Raw genomic sequence first — 17,698 nt, forward strand, 5'->3', positions numbered from 1 at the left:
ATTGCCCTGTCCTAAAGCCCTAGTGTGAAGGTGCGATGGCACTTTTATTGCACTTACGTGACAACTGGGGATGGCAGAAGTCAGCCTGAATGTTTTTCGAGAAATGCCTCGATATCGAGGGCGCGAAAATCATCCAGAGCACCACGCAGACGGGCATGATCCCAGTCCCACCACGCCAGTGTTTGCAGGCGTTCCGCCGTCTTTTTGTCGAAACGGTCGCGGATTTTGCGGGCGGGGACACCGCCGACAATCGTATAGGGATCAACATCGCGTGAGACCACCGCCCCTGCCCCGATCACGGCGCCATCGCCAACGGTAACGCCCGGCAGAACCGTCGCGCCATGGCCGATCCAGACATCGTGGCCGATACGCACCTGATTGGTCCGGCGCCATTCGAAAAACGACTCTTCCGGACCCGCATCGTCCCAGTAATCGCCGGCACGATAGGTGAAGTGATGCAGCGTTGGCCGCCACGTCGGATGATTGGTCGCGTTGATGCGCACGCTCGCCGCGATGTTGGCGAACTTGCCGATCGTGGCGCACCAGACCGCACCGTCCTGCATGATGTAGGAATAATCGTCGAGTTTGGTTTCACTGATGCGGCAGCGCTCGGAAATCTCCGTGTAGCGGCCGAGTTCGCTGTCCTCGACGTGCGCGGTCGCGTGAATAAGCGGTGTTGGGGAAAGCCGGGTCATGCTGCCTCGCTCTGCACGGCAAATGCGGTCACGTCGATGATGCGGTCGGCCACGGCCTCGCGCACATCCTCGTCGTGGAAAATACCGAGCATGGCGATACCCGCTTCTTTTTTGCTGCGGATCATCGAAACGACCACTTCGCGGTTTTTGGCATCGAGCGAAGCCGTGGGCTCATCCAGAAGCAGGATCGGGTGATCGGTGATGAAACCGCGCGCAATATTGACGCGCTGCTGTTCACCGCCGGAGAAGGTGGCAGGCGGCAGTGACCAGAGCCGTTCGGGCAGATTGAGCCCGGCAAGCAGGGCAGCAGCCTTGTCGCGCGCTTCGGTGCGGTCGATGCCGCGCGCCACCAGCGGTTCGGCAACGACATCGAGCGCCGACACACGCGGCACGGTGCGCAGGAACTGACTGACATAGCCGATCATGTCGCGGCGCACGCCCAGAACCGTGCGCGGGTCGGCACTGGCAAGATCCACGAGCCGGTCGCCATAGGGCACGATGATCTGGCCGCGGTCGACGGCATAATTGCCGTAGACCATTTTCAGGATCGAGCTTTTGCCCGCCCCGGACGGACCGCCGAGCACGGCGCATTCACCCGCCTTGATGGAAAACGAGACATTCGCCACCACGGGCAGACGAATGCCGTCGCGCAGATGCATGGTGAAGCTTTTGGCGACATCGGAAACAACGAGAGGTGTTGGCATGATGCTAGACCTGCAGGATGGAGGAAACGAGAAGCTGGGTGTAAGGCGCCTGCGGATCGTCAAGCACCCGGTCGGTCAGACCGGTTTCAACGATGTGGCCGTCCTTCATCACCATCATCCGGTGCGACAGCAGCCGGGCGACGGCGAGATCGTGGGTGACGACGATGGCCGCAAGCCCGAGATCGCTCACCAGCCCGCGCAACAGATCAAGCAGACGCGCCTGCACCGACACGTCGAGACCGCCTGTCGGCTCATCCATGAAGACAAGCCGGGGATTGGTGACGAGATTGCGGGCAATCTGCAGACGCTGACGCATACCGCCCGAGAAGGCGCGCGGCTGGTCATCGATACGGTCGGAAGCGATTTCCACCCGGCCCAGCCAGTCGGTGGCCGTCGCGCGGATATTGCCATAATGCCGGTCGCCGATGGCCATCAGCCTCTCGCCGACATTGGCACCGGCGGAAACGGTCATCCGCAGCCCATCGGCCGGATTCTGATGCACGAACCCCCAGTCGGTGCGCATGAGGAAACGGCGTTCCGCCTCGCTCAACCGGTAGAGATCGCGGAACTGGCCGTCGCGCATGCGGTATTCCACCGAGCCCGCCGACGGGGCAAGACGCGTTGCCAGGCAGTTGAGCAATGTCGTCTTGCCGGAGCCGGATTCACCGACAATCGCCAGCACTTCACCCGGCCACAGCTCGAACGAGACATTCTGGCAGCCGATGCGGCTGCCGTAGAATTTGGAGAGGTCCTTGACCTTCAAGAGAGGTGTATCGCTCATGATTATTCCGCTGCCTCTGCCGTATCTGCCGCCAGCGCACCGCGGTGCCCCTTGGCCTGCCGGTCTTCACAAAAATCCGTATCCGAACAGACGAACATACTGCCGCCCTTGTCATCGAGAATGACTTCGTCCAGATAGCTGCCCTTCGCCCCGCACAGGGCGCAAGGCTGGGAAAATGTCTGGATTTCAAAGGGATGATCCTCGAAATCGAGACTGACGACTTCCGTATGGGGCGGAACCGCATAGATGCGCTTTTCGCGCCCTGCCCCGAAAAGCTGCAATGCCGGGGACATATGCATCTTCGGATTGTCGAACTTCGGCGTCGGCGACGGGTCCATCACATAACGCCCCTCGACCTTCACCGGATAGGCATAGGTGGTGGCGATATGGCCGTGGCGGGCAATGTCCTCATAGAGCTTGACGTGCATCAGTCCGTATTCTTCGAGCGCATGCATCTTGCGGGTTTCGGTCTCGCGCGGCTCCAGGAACCGCAACGGCTCGGGGATCGGCACCTGATAGACGAGAATTTGCCCGGCCTGCAGCTGTGCTTCGGGAATGCGGTGGCGCGTCTGGATGATCGTCGCATCCGCTGTTTTCGTGGTCACGCGGACATTGGCGACTTTCTGGAAGAAAGCCCGGATCGACACGGCGTTGGTCGTGTCATCGGCACCCTGATCGATCACCTTCAAGGTATCGTCCGGTCCGAGAACGGCGGCGGTCACCTGCACGCCGCCGGTGCCCCAGCCATAGGGCATCGGCATTTCGCGCGAGGCGAACGGCACCTGATACCCCGGAATGGCAATGGCTTTCAGGATGGCGCGGCGGATCATCCGCTTGGTCTGTTCATCCAGATAGGCGAAATTATAGGTCGCTAGATCGGTCATTCTGCTGCCTCTTTGGTTTCGACGCCGTCCAGCCGATTGCGCTCATGCTCGGCGCGCATGCGCCGGATCAGATCGAGTTCGGCCTGGAAATCCACGTAATGCGGCAATTTCAGGTGCTCGACGAAGCCCGTCGACTGCACGTTGTCACTGTGGGAAATGACGAATTCCTCGTCCTGCGCCGTGGCGGTGATATCTTCGCCCAGCTCCCTTGCCCGCAGGGCACGGTCGCACAGCGACATCGACATGGCCTTGCGCTCGCTCTGGCCGAACACCAGGCCATAGCCGCGCGTGAACTGCGGCGGCTGCTTTGCCGACCCCTTGAACTGGTTGACCATCTGGCATTCGGTGACGCGGATGGTGCCGAGCGTCAGCGGGAAATCCAGCTCTGCCGCCTCAAGTTCAACCTCGACCTCGCCGATGCGGATTTCACCGACAAAGGGATGGCTGCGGGCATAACCGCGCTGCGTCGAATAGGCGAGCCCGAGCAGAAAACCTTCATCGCCGCGTGCCAGCGCCTGCAGGCGCAGATCGCGTTCCAGCGGAAAGGTCAGCGGTTCGCGGGTCAAATCCCCCGCAACTGCGCCTTCCGGCAGGTCGCCATCTTCCTCGATCATGCCGTCATGGCCGAGGATGTCGGTGACCCGGGGTGTGAAAACCTCCGGCTCGTCGCGCTGGTCCGGCGCTTCAATCGGTGCATCCACGGCAAGCTCAGGATCGAGCAGACGGTGGGTGTAATCGAATGTCGGGCCCAAAAGCTGCCCGCCGGGAAGATCCTTGAACGTGGCGGAAATGCGCCGTTCGATCTGCATCTGCGCCGTTTCCAGCGCCTTGGTATAGCCGAAACGGGGCAATGTGGTCCGGTAGGCACGCACGAGAAAAATCGCCTCGATCAGATCGCCGCGCGCCTGCTTGATGGCGAGCGCCGCAAGTTCGGGATCGTAGAGCGAGCCCTCGGCCATGACCCGGTCGACGGCCAGCGACATCTGCTCGACGATCTGATCGAGCTGGATGGGCGCCACATCCCGGTCGCCGCGGCGCCGGTCAGCCAGAAGCTTGTGCGCATTGCGGATGGCGGCTTCACCGCCCTTGACTGCAACATACATGGTTCAGGCCTCCGTCTTCTTGATGCGCGTGGTGCGGGGCAGCGCGGCAAGCGCACCCTTGCCGGCGAAGATCAGGTCGACACCGCGCGGGAAAGCCGCGCGGTTGGCGATCCATTGATCGATGAACATTTTCGGCAGCTGGCTGGGTGAGAACGCCATGGAATCCTTGATCCCCGGCCCTTCGAGAACGAGCGTGTCCGCGCCGTCGAAACCGTCGATCTGCAGGATCAGCGTCGTCGAACGATCAGGATATTCCGACGTGCCGCGGCAGAAGGATTCAAGCGAGGGCATCGTTGCCACATCGCTGATCAGGGCAAAATCGGCTTCCGCCGTTTCATCCGTCAATTCGAGGCCGGTATGGAATTTCAGCCATCCCGCGCACGCCGTTGAACCGGAGATCGCCCGGTCGCACCACACGGTTGCGTCGTGATCGAACAGGGTTGCGGCAATCGACGCGGCCAGAGACGTCAGCGGTGCAGGCGGCACGGCGAGATCGCTCACGTCCACGATCCTGCCGGGATTGGCCATCGCATCCATCAGCGCGCGGAAAACGGTTTGTGCGTTCAGCACGCTGTCGCTGAAACCGCCCTCGAAGATTTGTGTGTCCGAATGCATCAGTCGTCACCCCGTACCATTGTGAAAAAATCGACCTTGGTCGCAGCGGTCTCGGCGCGCTTCGACGTGCGGTCGCGTTCGAGACGATCGGCAATCGGCGCAAGCACCGCGCGCTCCACCGCATCGCGGCATTCCGGCTGCTGCCACAGCGCATCGAAGACGGCGGCAAGCCGCACCTTCTCGCGGTGACGGCCGAGCGCATAGGCATGGCCGACGGCACCATTGCCGAGCCGCACCGTTGCGCGCGTCACTGTCGCCTCGCCGAGGTTGAACGGCGCGCCGCCGCCGCCGATACGGCCGCGCAGCATGACGAGGCCGGTTTCCGGGCCGCGCAGGGTCTCTATCTCGGGCTTGTCGCCCCATCCGGCCCACAGGGCCGCCATTTCAGGCGCGGTCGCCTGCGCCAGCAGGGCCATGGCGGCCTTGCGCTGCAGATCCGGCGCGCCGCCGGTTTCCGTGGACTGTATATTTTCTTTGATCATTGACATCTCGCTCAGATTTGTCTATTTATCTATACAATTAGACAATAAACACACCTATAAATCCCGTCAATGACAGGAGCATGACAAAACGTGAAATCCGCGCGATTCATCACCCGCAACAGCGGCGTTGCCATCTGGCGGCAGATTGCCGACCAGATCCGCGGCGACATCACGGCGGGGAAAATGCCGAGCGGCGCCAGGCTGCCGCCGGAGGTAACCCTGGCCGAACGCTTCGCGGTCAACCGCCACACCATCCGCAGCGCCATTGCCGCCCTGACCAAGGAAGGCGTGCTGCGCGCCGAACAGGGCCGCGGCACCTTCGTGGCCAACAGCAAGAAACTGACCTACCGCATCGGCGAGCGGACGCGGTTTTCCGAAATCCTGGCGACGCAGGTGCGCGAGACCAGAGGCATATTGCTGGGTCACCGCATCGAGGACGCGGCGGGAGAAGTCGCCGCAGCCCTCGGCATGACGGGCGGCCAGGTGATCAGGATCGATTCCATGCACACGGCGGACGGCAATCCCGTTTCCTGCGCCACCGCATGGTTCGATGCGGCGCGGGTACCCAACGTGGTCGAGGATTACCGGGTATCAGGTTCCATCACCGCCGCCCTGAAGGCGGCCGGCATTGACGATTATCTGCGCAAATCGACCATCATCGCCGCGCGCCATGCGGATGCGGAGGATTTGCGGCACCTGCGCCTGTCGCCGGGCGCCATCGTTCTCGTCTCCACGGCGATCAATGTCGATATGGACGGCCATCCCATTGAATATGCCAGAAGCCGCTTTGCCGCCGACCGCATGGAGATCGCAATCGACGGCAAGTCGATGGTCTAGTTATCGGCAGTCGATTGCATCGCGCGTGGTGCGTGGTTCGACAAGCTCACCATGAGGGAGGCCGAGAGTTGCAGCGAGCCTTATTCTGCGACGTTCGCGATTGGCATGCAGCCAAACCACCTCCCTTATGGTGAGCTTGTCGAACCACGCACGATGGGAATGCCAAGCGTCAATTCATTCCTAATCCGTCACCGACCCGCACCAGCCCGGCAGATAACCGGCGGCATCGCCCTTGGCTTCCTTGAGGGCACGGTTGAGAGCGGCGTCAAAATCGGCTTCCACCGCCTTGCGGCCTATCCGGCGCCGCAGAAAATCCGCCCAGAGGAACTCGCTGAACGGCGTGGTGTCCTTGGCATAGCCGCCGGCACGGCGCAGTTCACCGGCAAGGCTGCGGAACGGATCGTCGTCGAGATCCTTGATCGCCTTGGGAATGGCCGCATAGTCACGGCGTTTGCCCTCGGCATCAAAGGGATGCATCCAGCCGCGATTGTCGAGAACCACCATGAACGCATCCTTCTCCAGCGATGACAGGTCGCTGACGACGGTGACAAGAATGTGTTTTACCCCCTCCTCGTGCAGTGCGCGCGCAAGATGGTGATGGTCGATGACGTAATTGCGCCTGTTCGGTCCAAGCACCACGGGGATCATGTGTTCGCCGAGAAACTTGCCGCCCTTCGCGCCCTTCTGCTGGCGCCATTTCTTGCGCTTTTCGTCCACTTCGCGCATGCCGACGGTGATCTGGGTCGGCCGCAGATCCTTGATCGCAACCGGCGTTACAATGGGTTCTCTTGTTCCGGATATCTGCATGATCATTCCCCTCGGTTTGGTGCCAGTTTTCGGATGGCATCATCGACACTGTGAAAGATGTTGTCCGGCCCGAGCGAGGCGATAAGCCCGAACCGGGACAGGGCATTCTGCGCCCGGACCGATTCCAGCCGGGCTATGGCGAATTTTACATCGGCGTTCCGGCAGTAGTTTATCACGTCCGTCAATGCCTGCGATGCCGTGTAATCGATCTCGATAATGCTGCTGGCTTCGAGGACAACGAGGTTGAGCGCTGGCCCGCTCGCATCGATGGTGCTGCACAGACCGCGCTTGAAATCATCGGCGTTGACAAAGGAAAGCGGCGCCTGGAACGCCACGACCAGGACACCGGGTATCTTCTCGCCGTCCTTGGCGGCGCTCGGCGGCCACCAGATCGAACTGCCCGGCACTTTTTCGAACTCGATGGGGCGGGCGCGCATCACGGCCCACAGGCCATGCAGCAGCGACAGCCCAATGCCGATGGTCACCCCCGATTCGATGGGCAGGGCGACGATGGCCGCCATGGTGATGAGGATCAGGCCGAATTCGCCCCGCGCCTCGCGGTACACGGCAATGATCGTCGGCCAGCGGATGATCCTCTGGGCGACAAAGAGCAGGATGCCCGCCAGGGCAGCGTGCGGCACGCTCGCCAGCAGCTGGCCGCCGAACGCCACCAGCGCCAGGACAATCGCCGCTGCGATCAGGCCGCTGATCTGCGACGTCCCGCCGGTCTCCGTGACAATCGCCGTGCGCGGCGGGCTGGCATTGACCGGAAAGGCGCCAAACAGCCCCGACAGGATGCTGCCTGCCCCCACGCCGACAAAATCGCGGTTGACGTCGGGCGCGGCGCCATTCTTGGACACGAAAGACCGTGTCGTGGCCGCCGTTTGCACCATCACCACCACGGCGACCAGCAATGCGAGGGGCAGCAGGCTGCGCAATTGCTCAAAACCGATCTGCGGCAGGGCAGCATGCGGCAGGCTGTTGGGAAGCGGGCCGAGAACCGTCACGCCGCGGCTTTGCAGGCCGAGCAGCACCACCGCAAGGGTGGAGACGACAAGCCCCAGCAGGGCGCCGGGTATCCGCGCGTTGATCCGCTCGGACAGGAACACGATCAGGAACACACCCGCCCCGATGGCAACGCTGTACGGATTGATCTGTCCGGCGCTGGCAATGGTTGCCGAGACACGCTGAAACACATCGCCCGACTGCGCGGCGATGCCCAGAAGGCCGGGCAATTGCGAGATGATGATGTGGATGGAAATACCGGCGAGAAAGCCCGTCGTGACCGGCACCGACAGGAGATCGGCAATCCAGCCGAGCCGGAAGATGCCGCTTGCGACAACGATCAGTCCGACAATCAGGCCGAGCGCCGCCGCCAGCAGACCGAATTCGGGCGAGCCGCTGGTGGCCAGCAATGCAAGACTGCCGGCAAAGATCGGCGTGATGGTTGAATCGGCCCCGGCGGAGAGATGGCGGCTGGCGCCGAAGATGGCAAAGGCCAGCGAACCCGCAATGAAGGCAAAGAAACCGATCTCGGGGGCAAAACCGCCGAGGCGTGCCGTCGCCATCTGTTCGGGGATGGCGATGGCCGCCAGTGTCAGGCCGGCAATGACATCGCCGTTGAGATCGGACAGCCTCCATCCCGCCAGCGATCGGAACGGCAGCCAGTTCCTACCTCCGGTTACCGGATTGGAAGCACTCACCTGTTTCACCGAACGCCTCCGTTGGATTGATTCAATCTACCACATGGTTTTGGCCGCGCGTGCGGCCCATTCATTGTCATAGGTTTCACCGCCCACGCGGTTTTCGCTCAGCGCCGCCAGCATCTGGCCCGGCGTCGGGAATTCCTTCGGCGAGCGGAATTTCTCCGGGTTCCACAATTCCGAGCGGATGAGCGCCCGCGCGCACTGGAAATAGGCTTCCTCGACTTCCATGACGAGAACGGAGCGCGGCGCCTTGCCATCCATGACGAAGCTGTCCAGCAGCGCCTGATCCGTATCGATGAACGCACGGCCGTTCACACGGAAGGTCGTGTTGAGACCGGGGATGAGGAACAGCAGGGCCACGCGCGGATCACGCACGATATTGCGCAGCGAATCGATGCGGTTGTTGCCACGCCGGTCGGGCATCATCAGCGTCCGCTCGTCATGGATGCGGATGAACCCGGCCAGATCGCCCCGCGGCGAGCAATCGAGCCCCTCCGGCCCGCTCGTTGCCAGCGCCACAAAGGGCGAACCTTCGATCAGTTGCCGGTATTCCGGAATGATGCGGTCCGCCACCTTGGCGGTCGATGCTTCCGCTATCGCGCCATTGCCGTAAATGACCTCAAGTTCATCAATTGTCGTAACGCGGGACAACGCAACCTCCTTCTGTGTCGTGCAAATGCGTTTGCCGTCTAACATCGCATGTTTAAGTCTTGATGACAGCCGGTATTTTTAACAAATGACAGCGGCATCGCACTCGTATATCAGTCGCACCGGATGCATGTTGAGGAGGTTTTCATGGGCGGGTTTGCAGCTATCGGCGAGTGTATGATTGAGCTGTCGGGAGCCAATGGCGACCAGTGGCGCATGGGATTTGCCGGCGATACGCTCAACACCAGCTGGTATGTGCGCGCCCTCACCGACGCCGATTTTGCCGTCGATTACGTCACGGCCTTCGGCGACGATCCGTTCTCGCTCAAGCAGCGGGCCTTCCTTGCGGACAACGGCATCAACACCGCCCATAGCCCGGTTATAACAGGTGCACGCCCCGGCCTTTACGCCATCACGCTGACGGGTGTCGAACGCTCCTTCACCTATTGGCGCAACGATTCCGCCGCCCGCCATCTCGGCGACGATCCGCAGGCCCTGGCGCTCAGCCTCGATGGGCGCAAGATCATCTATTTCTCCGGCATCACCATGGGCATCTTGAGCCCGAAGAGCCGCCAGAACGTGCTGAACTCCGTCAGCAATGCGCGCCGTCAGGGCACGCTCGTCGCCTTCGACGCCAATTACCGGCCGCGCCTGTGGGAAAACGCCGAGACGGCCAGACAGGCGCTGATCGATGCCTACCACGTCGCCGACATCGCCCTGCCGACCTTCCCCGATGAAAATGCCCTGTTCGGCGATGCCACGCCGGAAGAAACCGCCGCGCGCATCGCCAGCTATGGCGTGCGGGAAATCGTGGTGAAGGACGGCACCGACCCGGCGCTCGTGGTTGTGGACGACCGGCAAAGCCGCGTCCCCGCCGTCCGCGCCAACGCCGTGGACACGACGGGGGCCGGCGACAGTTTCAACGGCGGTTACATCGCTTCGCGCCTGGCCGGTCTTGAGCCTGTTGACGCCGCAGCCCGCGCCCACCGGGTCGCGGCGCGGGTCGTTGAGTTCCATGGCGCACTGGCGCCGATGGGGGAAGCGCGCAAGGCCTTCAGCCGCTAGAAGCGGCAGCACTGTCACGCGTGGTTCGACAAGCTCACCATGAGGGGACTGGACGGGCTGCAAAGCTAATCTTAGACGCTGCAGAATATAGCTCCCTGCAATCCTCACCCTCCCTCATGGTGAGCTTGTCGAACCACGCGCCACGATCTAAACCTTGTGCTTCTTGAAGGTGTAGCGGGTCATCTGGCTGTATGTCTCGTCCGGACGCAGGATCGACTGCGGAAAATACGGGAAATGCGTCGAATCCGGCCAGTTCTGCGCTTCAAAGCAGAACCCGGCATAATCGGCATAGGTCTGCCCCGTCAAGCCGAGCGGCGGTCGCCCGCCCAGCGTATTGGCCGCGTAGAACTGCACACCTGGCTCCGTGGTCAGCACCTGCATCTCGATGTTGCTGCGCGCACCCTTGGCGGATGCCACCCATTGCAAGGGGCGGCGCTGGCTGGAAACGCAGAAATTGTTGTCATAGACAACCTGCTTGCCGTCCTCTTCCCGCCGGATCGTCCGGTATTCGCGGAAATCATGCGCCGTTCCCGCAACAGGCAGGACGCGCCCGTCGGGAAGCAGATCGCCATTGACGGCAAGGTAAGCCTCGGCGCCGATCTTGACCTGATGATCCAGCACGTCGGTCAGGCCGCCATCGTCGAGATTGAAATAGCTGTGATGCGCCAGATTGCAGATCGTCGGCTTGTCGGTCACCGCATCGAGGCGGATGGCCAGCGTCCCCTTTGATTCCAGCATATAGGTGCAGGTGATCGTGAGATTGCCGGGAAAGCCCATCTCGCCGTCGCCAAGCATGATCGTCAGCGTGACATAATCGGGGCCGACGGCCACGACGTTCCAGGTGCGCCGTCCCGCCCCGGCATCGCCGCCATGGATGTTGTGGATGCCATGGAAATTGCGCTGCAGGGCAAAGGTCTGGCCGTCAATGACGAGTTCGCCATCGCGAATGCGGTTGACCGTCCGCCCGATGGTCGCCCCGAGATAGGGCGAATGCGCGGGATAGTCGGCAAAGTCCTGATAGCCGAGAACCAGTGGGTGATCGTGATCCTTGAGGCGCAAATCCTGGATGACTGCGCCCCAAGTCAGGATTTTGGCGGTCAGCCCGCCGCCCGAGATGGTGATGCGGTGAACTGCCTCGCCATCGGGCGTATGGCCGAAAATTTCCGTATGCATCAGACTTACAGCCCCAGACCGCCAACGCAGATATATTTGGTGTCGAGATAGTCTTCGATGCCCTGATGTCCGCCCTCCTTGCCGAGACCGGATTCCTTCAGGCCGCCAAACGGTGCTTCCACCGTGGTGATCATGCCCTCATTGACGCCGACCATGCCGTATTTCAGGCCTTCCGAAACCCGGAACACCCGTCCAAGGTCCTGTGTGTAGAAGTAGGAGGCAAGGCCGAACTGGGTGTTGTTGGCCAGATCGATCGCTTCCTGTTCCGTCTCGAATTTGTAGATGGGTGCAACAGGGCCGAAAATCTCTTCCGTTGTGAAGAGCATGTCCGGCGTGGCATCGCCGATCACCGTCGGTTCGAAGAAGCTGCCGCCGAGCGCATGGCGCTTGCCGCCGGTGACAATCCTGCCACCCTTCTGTTTGGCGTCGGCAATGAATTCCTCGACCTTGGCAACGGCCTTGTCATCGATCAGCGGACCCTGCTGCGTCCCCGCATCGAGACCGTTGCCGACCTTCAGCTTGTCCGTGGCCGCCGCGAATTTCTCGACGAAGGCATCGTAGATGCCGGACTGCACGAGGAAACGGTTGGTGCACACACAGGTCTGGCCGGAATTGCGGAATTTGGCCGCGATGGCACCGTCCACGGCGCGGTTCAGATCCGCATCGTTGAACACGATGAACGGCGCATTGCCGCCCAGTTCCATCGACACCTTCTTCACGGTGTCGGCCGCCTGCTTGATCAGGATCTTGCCGATTTCCGTCGATCCCGTGAAGGTGATCTTGCGCACCAGCGGATTGCTGGTGATCTCGCCGCCGATTTCCGAGGCCGAACCGGTGAGAATGTTCACGACACCCTTGGGAATGCCGACTTCTTCGCACAGCGCGCCCCAGACCAGGCCGGAATAGGGTGTCTGCGTTGCCGGCTTGACCACGGCAGTGCAGCCGGACGCCAGCGCCGGACCGATCTTGCGGGCAAGCATCGAGGACGGGAAATTCCACGGCGTGATCGCGCCGATGACGCCGAGCGGTTCTTTCGTCACGAGAATGCGCCGGTCGGCCCAAGGGGATGGCACCACGTCGCCATAGGTGCGCCGTGCCTCTTCCGCATACCAGAGGATATAGGCGGCCGACATGCCGATCTCGCCCTTGGCTTCGGTCAGCGACTTGCCCTGCTCCAGCGTCAGAAGCTCGGCCAGCGCATCCTGATTGTCGAGAATGGCATCGTGCAGCTTGCGCATCAGCTTGGAGCGTTCGAGCACGGATGTCTTGCGCCATGTCTTGAAGGCTTCGGCGGCGGCGTCGATGGCGCGCCGCGTTTCCGCCTTGCCGGAATTGGGGACGGTGCCGATCTTCAGGCCGGTTGCAGGGTTGATGACGTCAATCGTCTTGCCGGAATCTGCGGCCACCCATTCGCCATTGATCAGATTGGCCTGTTTCATGAACTGGCTGGATTTCTGCAACATCATGTTTCTCCCTGAAATGTAAGGCGGAGCGTTTGGTCCACTGATTTTGTGAGTTCCGTGAGAGGCAGCCCGGAGTGGCGCCCGTGGCCGTCACCCTGCTCCTTTTTCGTCAAAGCTGCAACAACCTTCCCCTATCCGAAAAAGTGCGTCGCTATCGTGACCCAGAACACCATCGTCACTGCCGACAGCGCCGTCGCGATGACCATCGAGTTGGAAGCCAGGGCCTCGGCGGTCCGGAATTTTGTTGCTATGAGGTACGAATTCACGCCTGCCGGCAGTGCTGCCGACACCACGGCGATCTTGGCGGTGAACGGCGGCAGGCCGATGGCCAGCGCGACCCCCAGCACAACCGCAGGCATGACGAAGAGTTTGATCGTCGCGATGACCAGCGACGCGGCGAGATGCCCGGATATGCCGAACTTCTTCAAGCCCATGCCCATGGCGAACAGCGCGACCGGTCCGGCGACGCTCCCCAGGAGCTGCACCAGGGAATCGACGACGGATGGCAGATGCAGGCCCGTCGAGCGCCACAGCCACCCCGCCAGAATGCCGAGAACGAAGGGATTGCGCAGGAGGCTGCGGAAAAACGACACGATGACCGTGCGCAGGCTCCCCTCTCCCTGGAACACGCCGTCCCGCCGCAGCGCGATCTCGTGCAGGGTGATCGAGGCGGCCATGACGCTCGGCATGTGAACGGCAACGATCAGCGACAGGATGGCAAACCCGTCCTGACCATAGACCCCGAGCATGAGCGGCATGCCGAGGAATACGAGATTGGAAAAGGCGCCGGAAACCCCGGCAACGACACCGGCGCGATTATCCCTGCCAAAGATCACCTTGATCGCCAGATCGGACAGCGCCCAGGCGACGGCAAGCCCGATGAAATAGGCGGCCCACAGGCCCCACGGGGCCGAACCGTGAAAATCCGCCGTCACCATGGTGCGGAACAGCAGCAAGGGAGCGGCGATCATGAAAACAAATTCGGAAAGCCCGTCGCCCACCCGTTCATCGAGCAGCTTGAAGTGCGCCGCGGCATAAGCCACGGCAATCACTCCAAAAACCACGATGATTGTTTGAACGAGACCCATTGTCTCCGCAATAGGCCCGCGGCAGTGCCTGCGCAAGGCAATCGAAGTTCTTCACTTTATTTTTTTTGGCCAAAACCCCATCTGCGCTGCTAAGGAGATTGAATGTTGAAGCATTCGCGATTTTACGTCCTTCCGGCACTCTCGCTCGTTCTGGGCGTATTCCTATCCATTCCAACGGCATTGGCGACCGATGCGGCCTGGGCCAGGCTGACACGCGGCGGCTATACCGTCCTGCTGCAGGGTGCCGATGCGTCGGGCAGTTTGAGCCCCTCCACCGACACTTCCACCGACTGCACGCAGGTCCGCACGCTGTCCGACCGCGGTCATCAGCTGGCGCAGAAGCTCGGCGCCCGCTTTGCCGCAAAGTCGGTGCGAATCGACAAGGTTCTGAGCAGCCCCGTCTGCAATGCGCAGGAAACCGCCCGGCTGGCCTTCGGCGCAGCACCCATGGAAATTGTCAGCGCGCTTGGACCTTTGGCGGATGACGACGCGGGGAAACAATCGCAGATTGACCAGATTCGCGTCATGATTGCGGAATTCAAAAGTTCCGGCAATCTGGTAATGATGACCGACCGTGCCAATATAACCGCACTGACCGGCATTGTTCCGCGCCCGACGGAAGCGGTGGTGGTCTCGCCTCCCGAAGCGGGTGAAACGGTTCATATTGCGGGCAGGATCATTTTCGACTGACGGCGGAATATGCTGGAGTAACAAGGGATAGGGCAATTCGGTCTTTCCCTTGGCCGTGAAAAACGCTAGATACCGCGTCATCAGACATCAGTGCCTTTACGAGGGCACCGGAAGCAAAAGGAAACTGAATTGACCTCAACATTCGACAAGGTCGCCGATATCATCGCTGAAACCAGTGAAATCGACCGCGATTCCATCACGCCGGAAAGCCACACGATTGATGATCTCGGCATCGATAGCCTTGACTTCCTCGACATCGTTTTTGCCATCGACAAGGCCTTCGGTATCAAGATCCCGCTTGAGCAGTGGACGCAGGAAGTCAATGACGGCAAGGTTCCGACCGAGGAATATTTCGTGTTGAAGAACCTGTGCGCCAAGATCGACGAACTCGTCGCCGCCAAGAAGGCCTGATTTCTGGAAATCCATTCTAGTGGTACCATCCACCTAACCGGGTGCACCGTATAAGCGGTGTTGCGAGACAATGCAGAACAACACCGTCGTTATCACTGGCATCGGACTGATTTCATCCCTGGGTGAAGGCGCCGATGCCCATTGGCAGGCACTGAACGGTTCCGCCGGTCCGCGCGTCGATAGCGAGACGTTCAAGCCCTATACGGTTCACCCGCTCGGTGAGGTCGACTGGAACAACCAGATCCCGAAGCGCGGCGATCAGCGGCAGATGGAGACCTGGCAGCGCCTGGGAACCTATGCCGCCGGCCTCGCCCTGCAGGATGCCGGGATCAAGGACAACGAAGCGCTCTGCTCGACCATGGACATGGTCGTTGCCGCCGGTGGCGGCGAGCGCGATGTCACCGTCGACACCCAGATTCTGGCCGAAGCGCGCGTGCGCAACGATCTCGGCACCATGCTTAATGAAAAGCTGACGACGGAACTGCGTCCAACGCTGTTCCTGGCGCAGTTGTCCAATCTGCTCGCCGGCAATATTTCAATCGTTCATAAAGTGACCGGCTCGTCGCGCACATTCATGGGCGAAGAAGGCGCCGGCATTTCCGCTCTCGATACGGCTGCGGCGCGCATCCGCTCCGGCCAGAGCACGCATGCGCTCGTCGGCGGCTCCTACAATTCCGAACACCCCGACATGCTGCTCGGCTACGAGCTCAACGGCATGCTGAAGACCGATGGCTGGGCACCGCTCTGGCAGCGCGAAGGCACGCCTGGCGGCGGCGTTGTCACCGGTTCCGGCGGCGCATTCCTTGTTCTCGAAAGCGCCGACCATGCGGCCAAGCGCGGCGCCCGCGTCTATGCCGCCATCGACGGCATCTACAGCGCGCAAATCCGCCGCAAGCGCGAAGACCTGAAGGAAACCATTGCCAAGCTGGTCGGTGCTGCCAGCGCCGACAAGCCCGCCGGGCTGATTGTATCCGGCGCAACCGGTGCGCACGGCATCACCGCAACGGAAAAGGCCGCGCTCGATGTGTTCGCCTCCGCCGCTGTGCGCGGCGTTGCCGGCAGGATCGGGCATCTGCGCGAAGCACAGTTCCCGCTCGCCGTCGGCCTCGCAGCCCTCAGCCTGTTTCATGGCGCGGCGTTCCCGCCCATCGATGCAAAGCATGAAAAGGCCGCTTCCGGCGGTCTCGATACGGCACTGGCGACTTCGATCGGCGCAACCCGGGGCGAAGGCGTCGCTCGCCTCGTCAAAGTTTAAAGGACTGGCACATGTCCAAATACACTGACCATCTTGGCCGCCCCCTCGTTGCCGTCACCGGTCTTGGCGTTGTCTCCTCGCTCGGACAGGGCAAGCAGGATAACTGGGCCGCACTGACTTCGGGCACATCGGGCATTCACACCATCACCCGCTTTGCCCTCGACAATCTGCGCACGCAGATCGCCGGTACCGTGGATTTCCTCAAGGAGAGCGACGAAGGCGCGTCGGCGCTGTCGGAGAAACTGGCCTCGCTTGCCGCCGAGGAAGCCATCGCGCAGGCCGGTTTCGACACGGAGAATTTCGGCGGACCGCTTTTCCTCGCCGCGCCGCCGGTGGAACTCGAATGGCGCAACCGCTTCGCGCTCGACGCACTGGTAAAGAGCGAGGGCGAGCCGGGCTATGACCTGCTTCTCGCCGCCTGCCGCCGCGGAACGCAGGAAGCCATGTTCCATACAACCGAATTCGGCTACATTGCCGAGCGCCTTGCCGACACGTTCGGCACGCGCGGCCTGCCGATCACCCTGTCGACCGCCTGTGCATCGGGCGCCACCGCCATTCAGCTCGGCGTCGAGGCCATCCGGCGCGGTGAGAGCGACCAGGTTCTGTCCATCGGCACGGACGGTTCGGTTTCCGCCGAAGCGCTGGTCCGCTTCTCCCTGCTGTCGGCGCTGTCCACCCAGAACAATCCGGCCCACAAGGCGGCAAAGCCCTTCTCGAAGGATCGTGACGGTTTTGTCATGGCCGAAGGTTCCGGCGCTCTTGTCATGGAATCGCTGGAATCCGCCGTTGCACGCGGCGCCAAGATTCTCGGCATCATGCGCGGCTGCGGCGAAAAGGCCGATGATTTCCACCGCACCCGGTCGAAGCCCGACGGCTCGCCGGCCATCGGCGCGGTGCGTGCCGCGCTTGACGATGCGGGTATCAAGGAAGACGCGATCAACTACATCAACGCGCATGGCACCTCGACGCCCGAGAACGACAAGATGGAATATCTCGCGCTCTCGACCGTCTTCGGCGAGCGCATTTCCACGCTGCCGCTCTCGTCCAACAAGTCGATGATCGGCCATACGCTGACGGCGGCCGGTGCGATTGAAGCCGTGTTCTCCATGCTGACCATCGGGACGGGAACCATCCCGCCGACAATCAACTATGACAATCCCGATCCGGCCATCGTGCTCGATGTGGTGCCCAATGTGAAGCGTGAAGCCAGCGTCTCCGCCGTGCTTTCCAGCTCTTTTGGCTTCGGCGGGCAAAATACGTGTCTTGTCATGACGGCAGAACCGCACTAATC

At 61.8% G+C, this 17,698-nt stretch carries 19 protein-coding genes; 6 read left to right on the top strand and 13 right to left on the bottom strand.

Features of this window, described 5'->3' with window-relative positions; genetic code table 11:
• Positions 1-80: 80 nt before the first annotated feature.
• The 7 genes from AC1Q5O_RS08650 to phnG are packed head-to-tail and all read right to left on the bottom strand — an operon-like array spanning position 81 to position 5,270.
• Positions 81-695 carry a DapH/DapD/GlmU-related protein gene (locus tag AC1Q5O_RS08650; RefSeq protein ID WP_472460842.1) on the bottom strand — a complete coding sequence of 205 codons (615 nt, stop codon included), beginning with the start codon at positions 693-695 and terminating at the stop codon, positions 81-83.
• Positions 692-1,399, bottom strand: coding sequence for a phosphonate C-P lyase system protein PhnL (phnL, locus tag AC1Q5O_RS08655; protein ID WP_464661095.1), 708 nt, complete (start codon positions 1,397-1,399; stop codon positions 692-694). The genes AC1Q5O_RS08650 and phnL overlap by 4 nt, the downstream gene beginning before the upstream one ends.
• Positions 1,400-1,403: 4 nt before the next feature.
• The gene (gene phnK, locus AC1Q5O_RS08660; RefSeq protein WP_091877674.1) at positions 1,404-2,180 is read right to left on the bottom strand and encodes a phosphonate C-P lyase system protein PhnK; all 777 of its coding nucleotides are present in this window, start codon (positions 2,178-2,180) and stop codon (positions 1,404-1,406) included.
• A gap of 2 nt (positions 2,181-2,182) precedes the next feature.
• Positions 2,183-3,064 (bottom strand): alpha-D-ribose 1-methylphosphonate 5-phosphate C-P-lyase PhnJ, encoded by an 882-nt coding sequence (locus AC1Q5O_RS08665; protein WP_463012186.1) that lies wholly within the window; start codon positions 3,062-3,064, stop codon positions 2,183-2,185.
• Positions 3,061-4,167 carry a carbon-phosphorus lyase complex subunit gene (locus tag AC1Q5O_RS08670; RefSeq protein ID WP_492562415.1) on the bottom strand — a complete coding sequence of 369 codons (1,107 nt, stop codon included), beginning with the start codon at positions 4,165-4,167 and terminating at the stop codon, positions 3,061-3,063. The genes AC1Q5O_RS08665 and AC1Q5O_RS08670 overlap by 4 nt, the downstream gene beginning before the upstream one ends.
• Before the next feature lie 3 nt (positions 4,168-4,170).
• Positions 4,171-4,782: a phosphonate C-P lyase system protein PhnH gene (phnH, locus tag AC1Q5O_RS08675; protein ID WP_492562417.1), complete on the bottom strand. Its 612-nt coding sequence runs from the start codon at positions 4,780-4,782 to the stop codon at positions 4,171-4,173.
• Positions 4,782-5,270, bottom strand: a complete 489-nt coding sequence (gene phnG, locus AC1Q5O_RS08680) for a phosphonate C-P lyase system protein PhnG (RefSeq protein ID WP_492562418.1) — start codon at positions 5,268-5,270, stop codon at positions 4,782-4,784. Before phnG ends, phnH begins: the two co-directional genes overlap by 1 nt.
• A gap of 84 nt (positions 5,271-5,354) precedes the next feature.
• On the opposite strand from phnG, the gene phnF reads away from it, so the two are divergent.
• Complete coding sequence (phnF, locus tag AC1Q5O_RS08685; protein ID WP_464661103.1) at positions 5,355-6,101, top strand: phosphonate metabolism transcriptional regulator PhnF; 747 nt, start codon at positions 5,355-5,357, stop codon at positions 6,099-6,101.
• A gap of 180 nt (positions 6,102-6,281) precedes the next feature.
• On the opposite strand, the gene AC1Q5O_RS08690 is transcribed toward phnF, so the two are convergent.
• The 3 genes from AC1Q5O_RS08690 to AC1Q5O_RS08700 are packed head-to-tail and all read right to left on the bottom strand — an operon-like array spanning position 6,282 to position 9,265.
• The gene (locus AC1Q5O_RS08690; RefSeq protein ID WP_492563123.1) at positions 6,282-6,902 is read right to left on the bottom strand and encodes a ParB-like protein; all 621 of its coding nucleotides are present in this window, start codon (positions 6,900-6,902) and stop codon (positions 6,282-6,284) included.
• An 8-nt stretch (positions 6,903-6,910) separates the two neighbouring features.
• Complete coding sequence (locus AC1Q5O_RS08695; RefSeq protein WP_492563125.1) at positions 6,911-8,611, bottom strand: SulP family inorganic anion transporter; 1,701 nt, start codon at positions 8,609-8,611, stop codon at positions 6,911-6,913.
• Between the two features lie 36 nt (positions 8,612-8,647).
• On the bottom strand, positions 8,648-9,265 hold the full coding sequence (locus AC1Q5O_RS08700) for a pyridoxamine 5'-phosphate oxidase family protein (protein ID WP_492562419.1): 618 nt from the start codon (positions 9,263-9,265) through the stop codon (positions 8,648-8,650).
• A 144-nt stretch (positions 9,266-9,409) separates the two neighbouring features.
• Between AC1Q5O_RS08700 and AC1Q5O_RS08705 the strand changes: the two genes are divergently transcribed.
• Entirely contained in the window at positions 9,410-10,327 is a 918-nt protein-coding gene (locus tag AC1Q5O_RS08705) for a sugar kinase (RefSeq protein ID WP_492562421.1), read from the top strand.
• 147 nt (positions 10,328-10,474) lie between these two features.
• Here AC1Q5O_RS08705 and AC1Q5O_RS08710 read toward each other — a convergent pair whose 3' ends face one another.
• From AC1Q5O_RS08710 to AC1Q5O_RS08720, 3 genes are all read right to left on the bottom strand, one after another.
• Positions 10,475-11,500: an aldose epimerase family protein gene (locus tag AC1Q5O_RS08710; protein ID WP_472460835.1), complete on the bottom strand. Its 1,026-nt coding sequence runs from the start codon at positions 11,498-11,500 to the stop codon at positions 10,475-10,477.
• 5 nt (positions 11,501-11,505) lie between these two features.
• Complete coding sequence (locus tag AC1Q5O_RS08715; protein ID WP_464663295.1) at positions 11,506-12,963, bottom strand: NAD-dependent succinate-semialdehyde dehydrogenase; 1,458 nt, start codon at positions 12,961-12,963, stop codon at positions 11,506-11,508.
• A gap of 131 nt (positions 12,964-13,094) precedes the next feature.
• The gene (locus tag AC1Q5O_RS08720) at positions 13,095-14,051 is read right to left on the bottom strand and encodes an AEC family transporter (protein WP_472460833.1); all 957 of its coding nucleotides are present in this window, start codon (positions 14,049-14,051) and stop codon (positions 13,095-13,097) included.
• Between the two features lie 102 nt (positions 14,052-14,153).
• Here AC1Q5O_RS08720 and AC1Q5O_RS08725 point away from each other — a divergent pair, with 102 nt between their 5' ends.
• From AC1Q5O_RS08725 to AC1Q5O_RS08740, 4 genes are all read left to right on the top strand, one after another.
• Positions 14,154-14,741, top strand: coding sequence for a histidine phosphatase family protein (locus AC1Q5O_RS08725; protein WP_492562422.1), 588 nt, complete (start codon positions 14,154-14,156; stop codon positions 14,739-14,741).
• A 129-nt stretch (positions 14,742-14,870) separates the two neighbouring features.
• Positions 14,871-15,152: an acyl carrier protein gene (locus tag AC1Q5O_RS08730; protein WP_105732333.1), complete on the top strand. Its 282-nt coding sequence runs from the start codon at positions 14,871-14,873 to the stop codon at positions 15,150-15,152.
• A 70-nt stretch (positions 15,153-15,222) separates the two neighbouring features.
• Complete coding sequence (locus tag AC1Q5O_RS08735; protein WP_492562424.1) at positions 15,223-16,407, top strand: beta-ketoacyl-ACP synthase; 1,185 nt, start codon at positions 15,223-15,225, stop codon at positions 16,405-16,407.
• An 11-nt stretch (positions 16,408-16,418) separates the two neighbouring features.
• Entirely contained in the window at positions 16,419-17,696 is a 1,278-nt protein-coding gene (locus AC1Q5O_RS08740; RefSeq protein ID WP_492562425.1) for a beta-ketoacyl-ACP synthase, read from the top strand.
• Positions 17,697-17,698 lie beyond the last annotated feature (2 nt).

The sequence above is a fragment of the Phyllobacterium sp. MT110 genome (assembly GCF_058792715.1).

Coding starts and splice junctions, on each gene's coding strand:
- AC1Q5O_RS08650 (WP_472460842.1), bottom strand. CDS start 695: ATGACCCGGCTTTCCCCAACACCGCTTATTCACGCGACCGCGCACGTC.
- phnL (WP_464661095.1), bottom strand. CDS start 1,399: ATGCCAACACCTCTCGTTGTTTCCGATGTCGCCAAAAGCTTCACCATG.
- phnK (WP_091877674.1), bottom strand. CDS start 2,180: ATGAGCGATACACCTCTCTTGAAGGTCAAGGACCTCTCCAAATTCTAC.
- AC1Q5O_RS08665 (WP_463012186.1), bottom strand. CDS start 3,064: ATGACCGATCTAGCGACCTATAATTTCGCCTATCTGGATGAACAGACC.
- AC1Q5O_RS08670 (WP_492562415.1), bottom strand. CDS start 4,167: ATGTATGTTGCAGTCAAGGGCGGTGAAGCCGCCATCCGCAATGCGCAC.
- phnH (WP_492562417.1), bottom strand. CDS start 4,782: ATGCATTCGGACACACAAATCTTCGAGGGCGGTTTCAGCGACAGCGTG.
- phnG (WP_492562418.1), bottom strand. CDS start 5,270: ATGTCAATGATCAAAGAAAATATACAGTCCACGGAAACCGGCGGCGCG.
- AC1Q5O_RS08705 (WP_492562421.1), top strand. CDS start 9,410: ATGGGCGGGTTTGCAGCTATCGGCGAGTGTATGATTGAGCTGTCGGGA.
- AC1Q5O_RS08710 (WP_472460835.1), bottom strand. CDS start 11,500: ATGCATACGGAAATTTTCGGCCATACGCCCGATGGCGAGGCAGTTCAC.
- AC1Q5O_RS08715 (WP_464663295.1), bottom strand. CDS start 12,963: ATGTTGCAGAAATCCAGCCAGTTCATGAAACAGGCCAATCTGATCAAT.
- AC1Q5O_RS08720 (WP_472460833.1), bottom strand. CDS start 14,051: ATGGGTCTCGTTCAAACAATCATCGTGGTTTTTGGAGTGATTGCCGTG.
- AC1Q5O_RS08725 (WP_492562422.1), top strand. CDS start 14,154: ATGTTGAAGCATTCGCGATTTTACGTCCTTCCGGCACTCTCGCTCGTT.
- AC1Q5O_RS08735 (WP_492562424.1), top strand. CDS start 15,223: ATGCAGAACAACACCGTCGTTATCACTGGCATCGGACTGATTTCATCC.
- AC1Q5O_RS08740 (WP_492562425.1), top strand. CDS start 16,419: ATGTCCAAATACACTGACCATCTTGGCCGCCCCCTCGTTGCCGTCACC.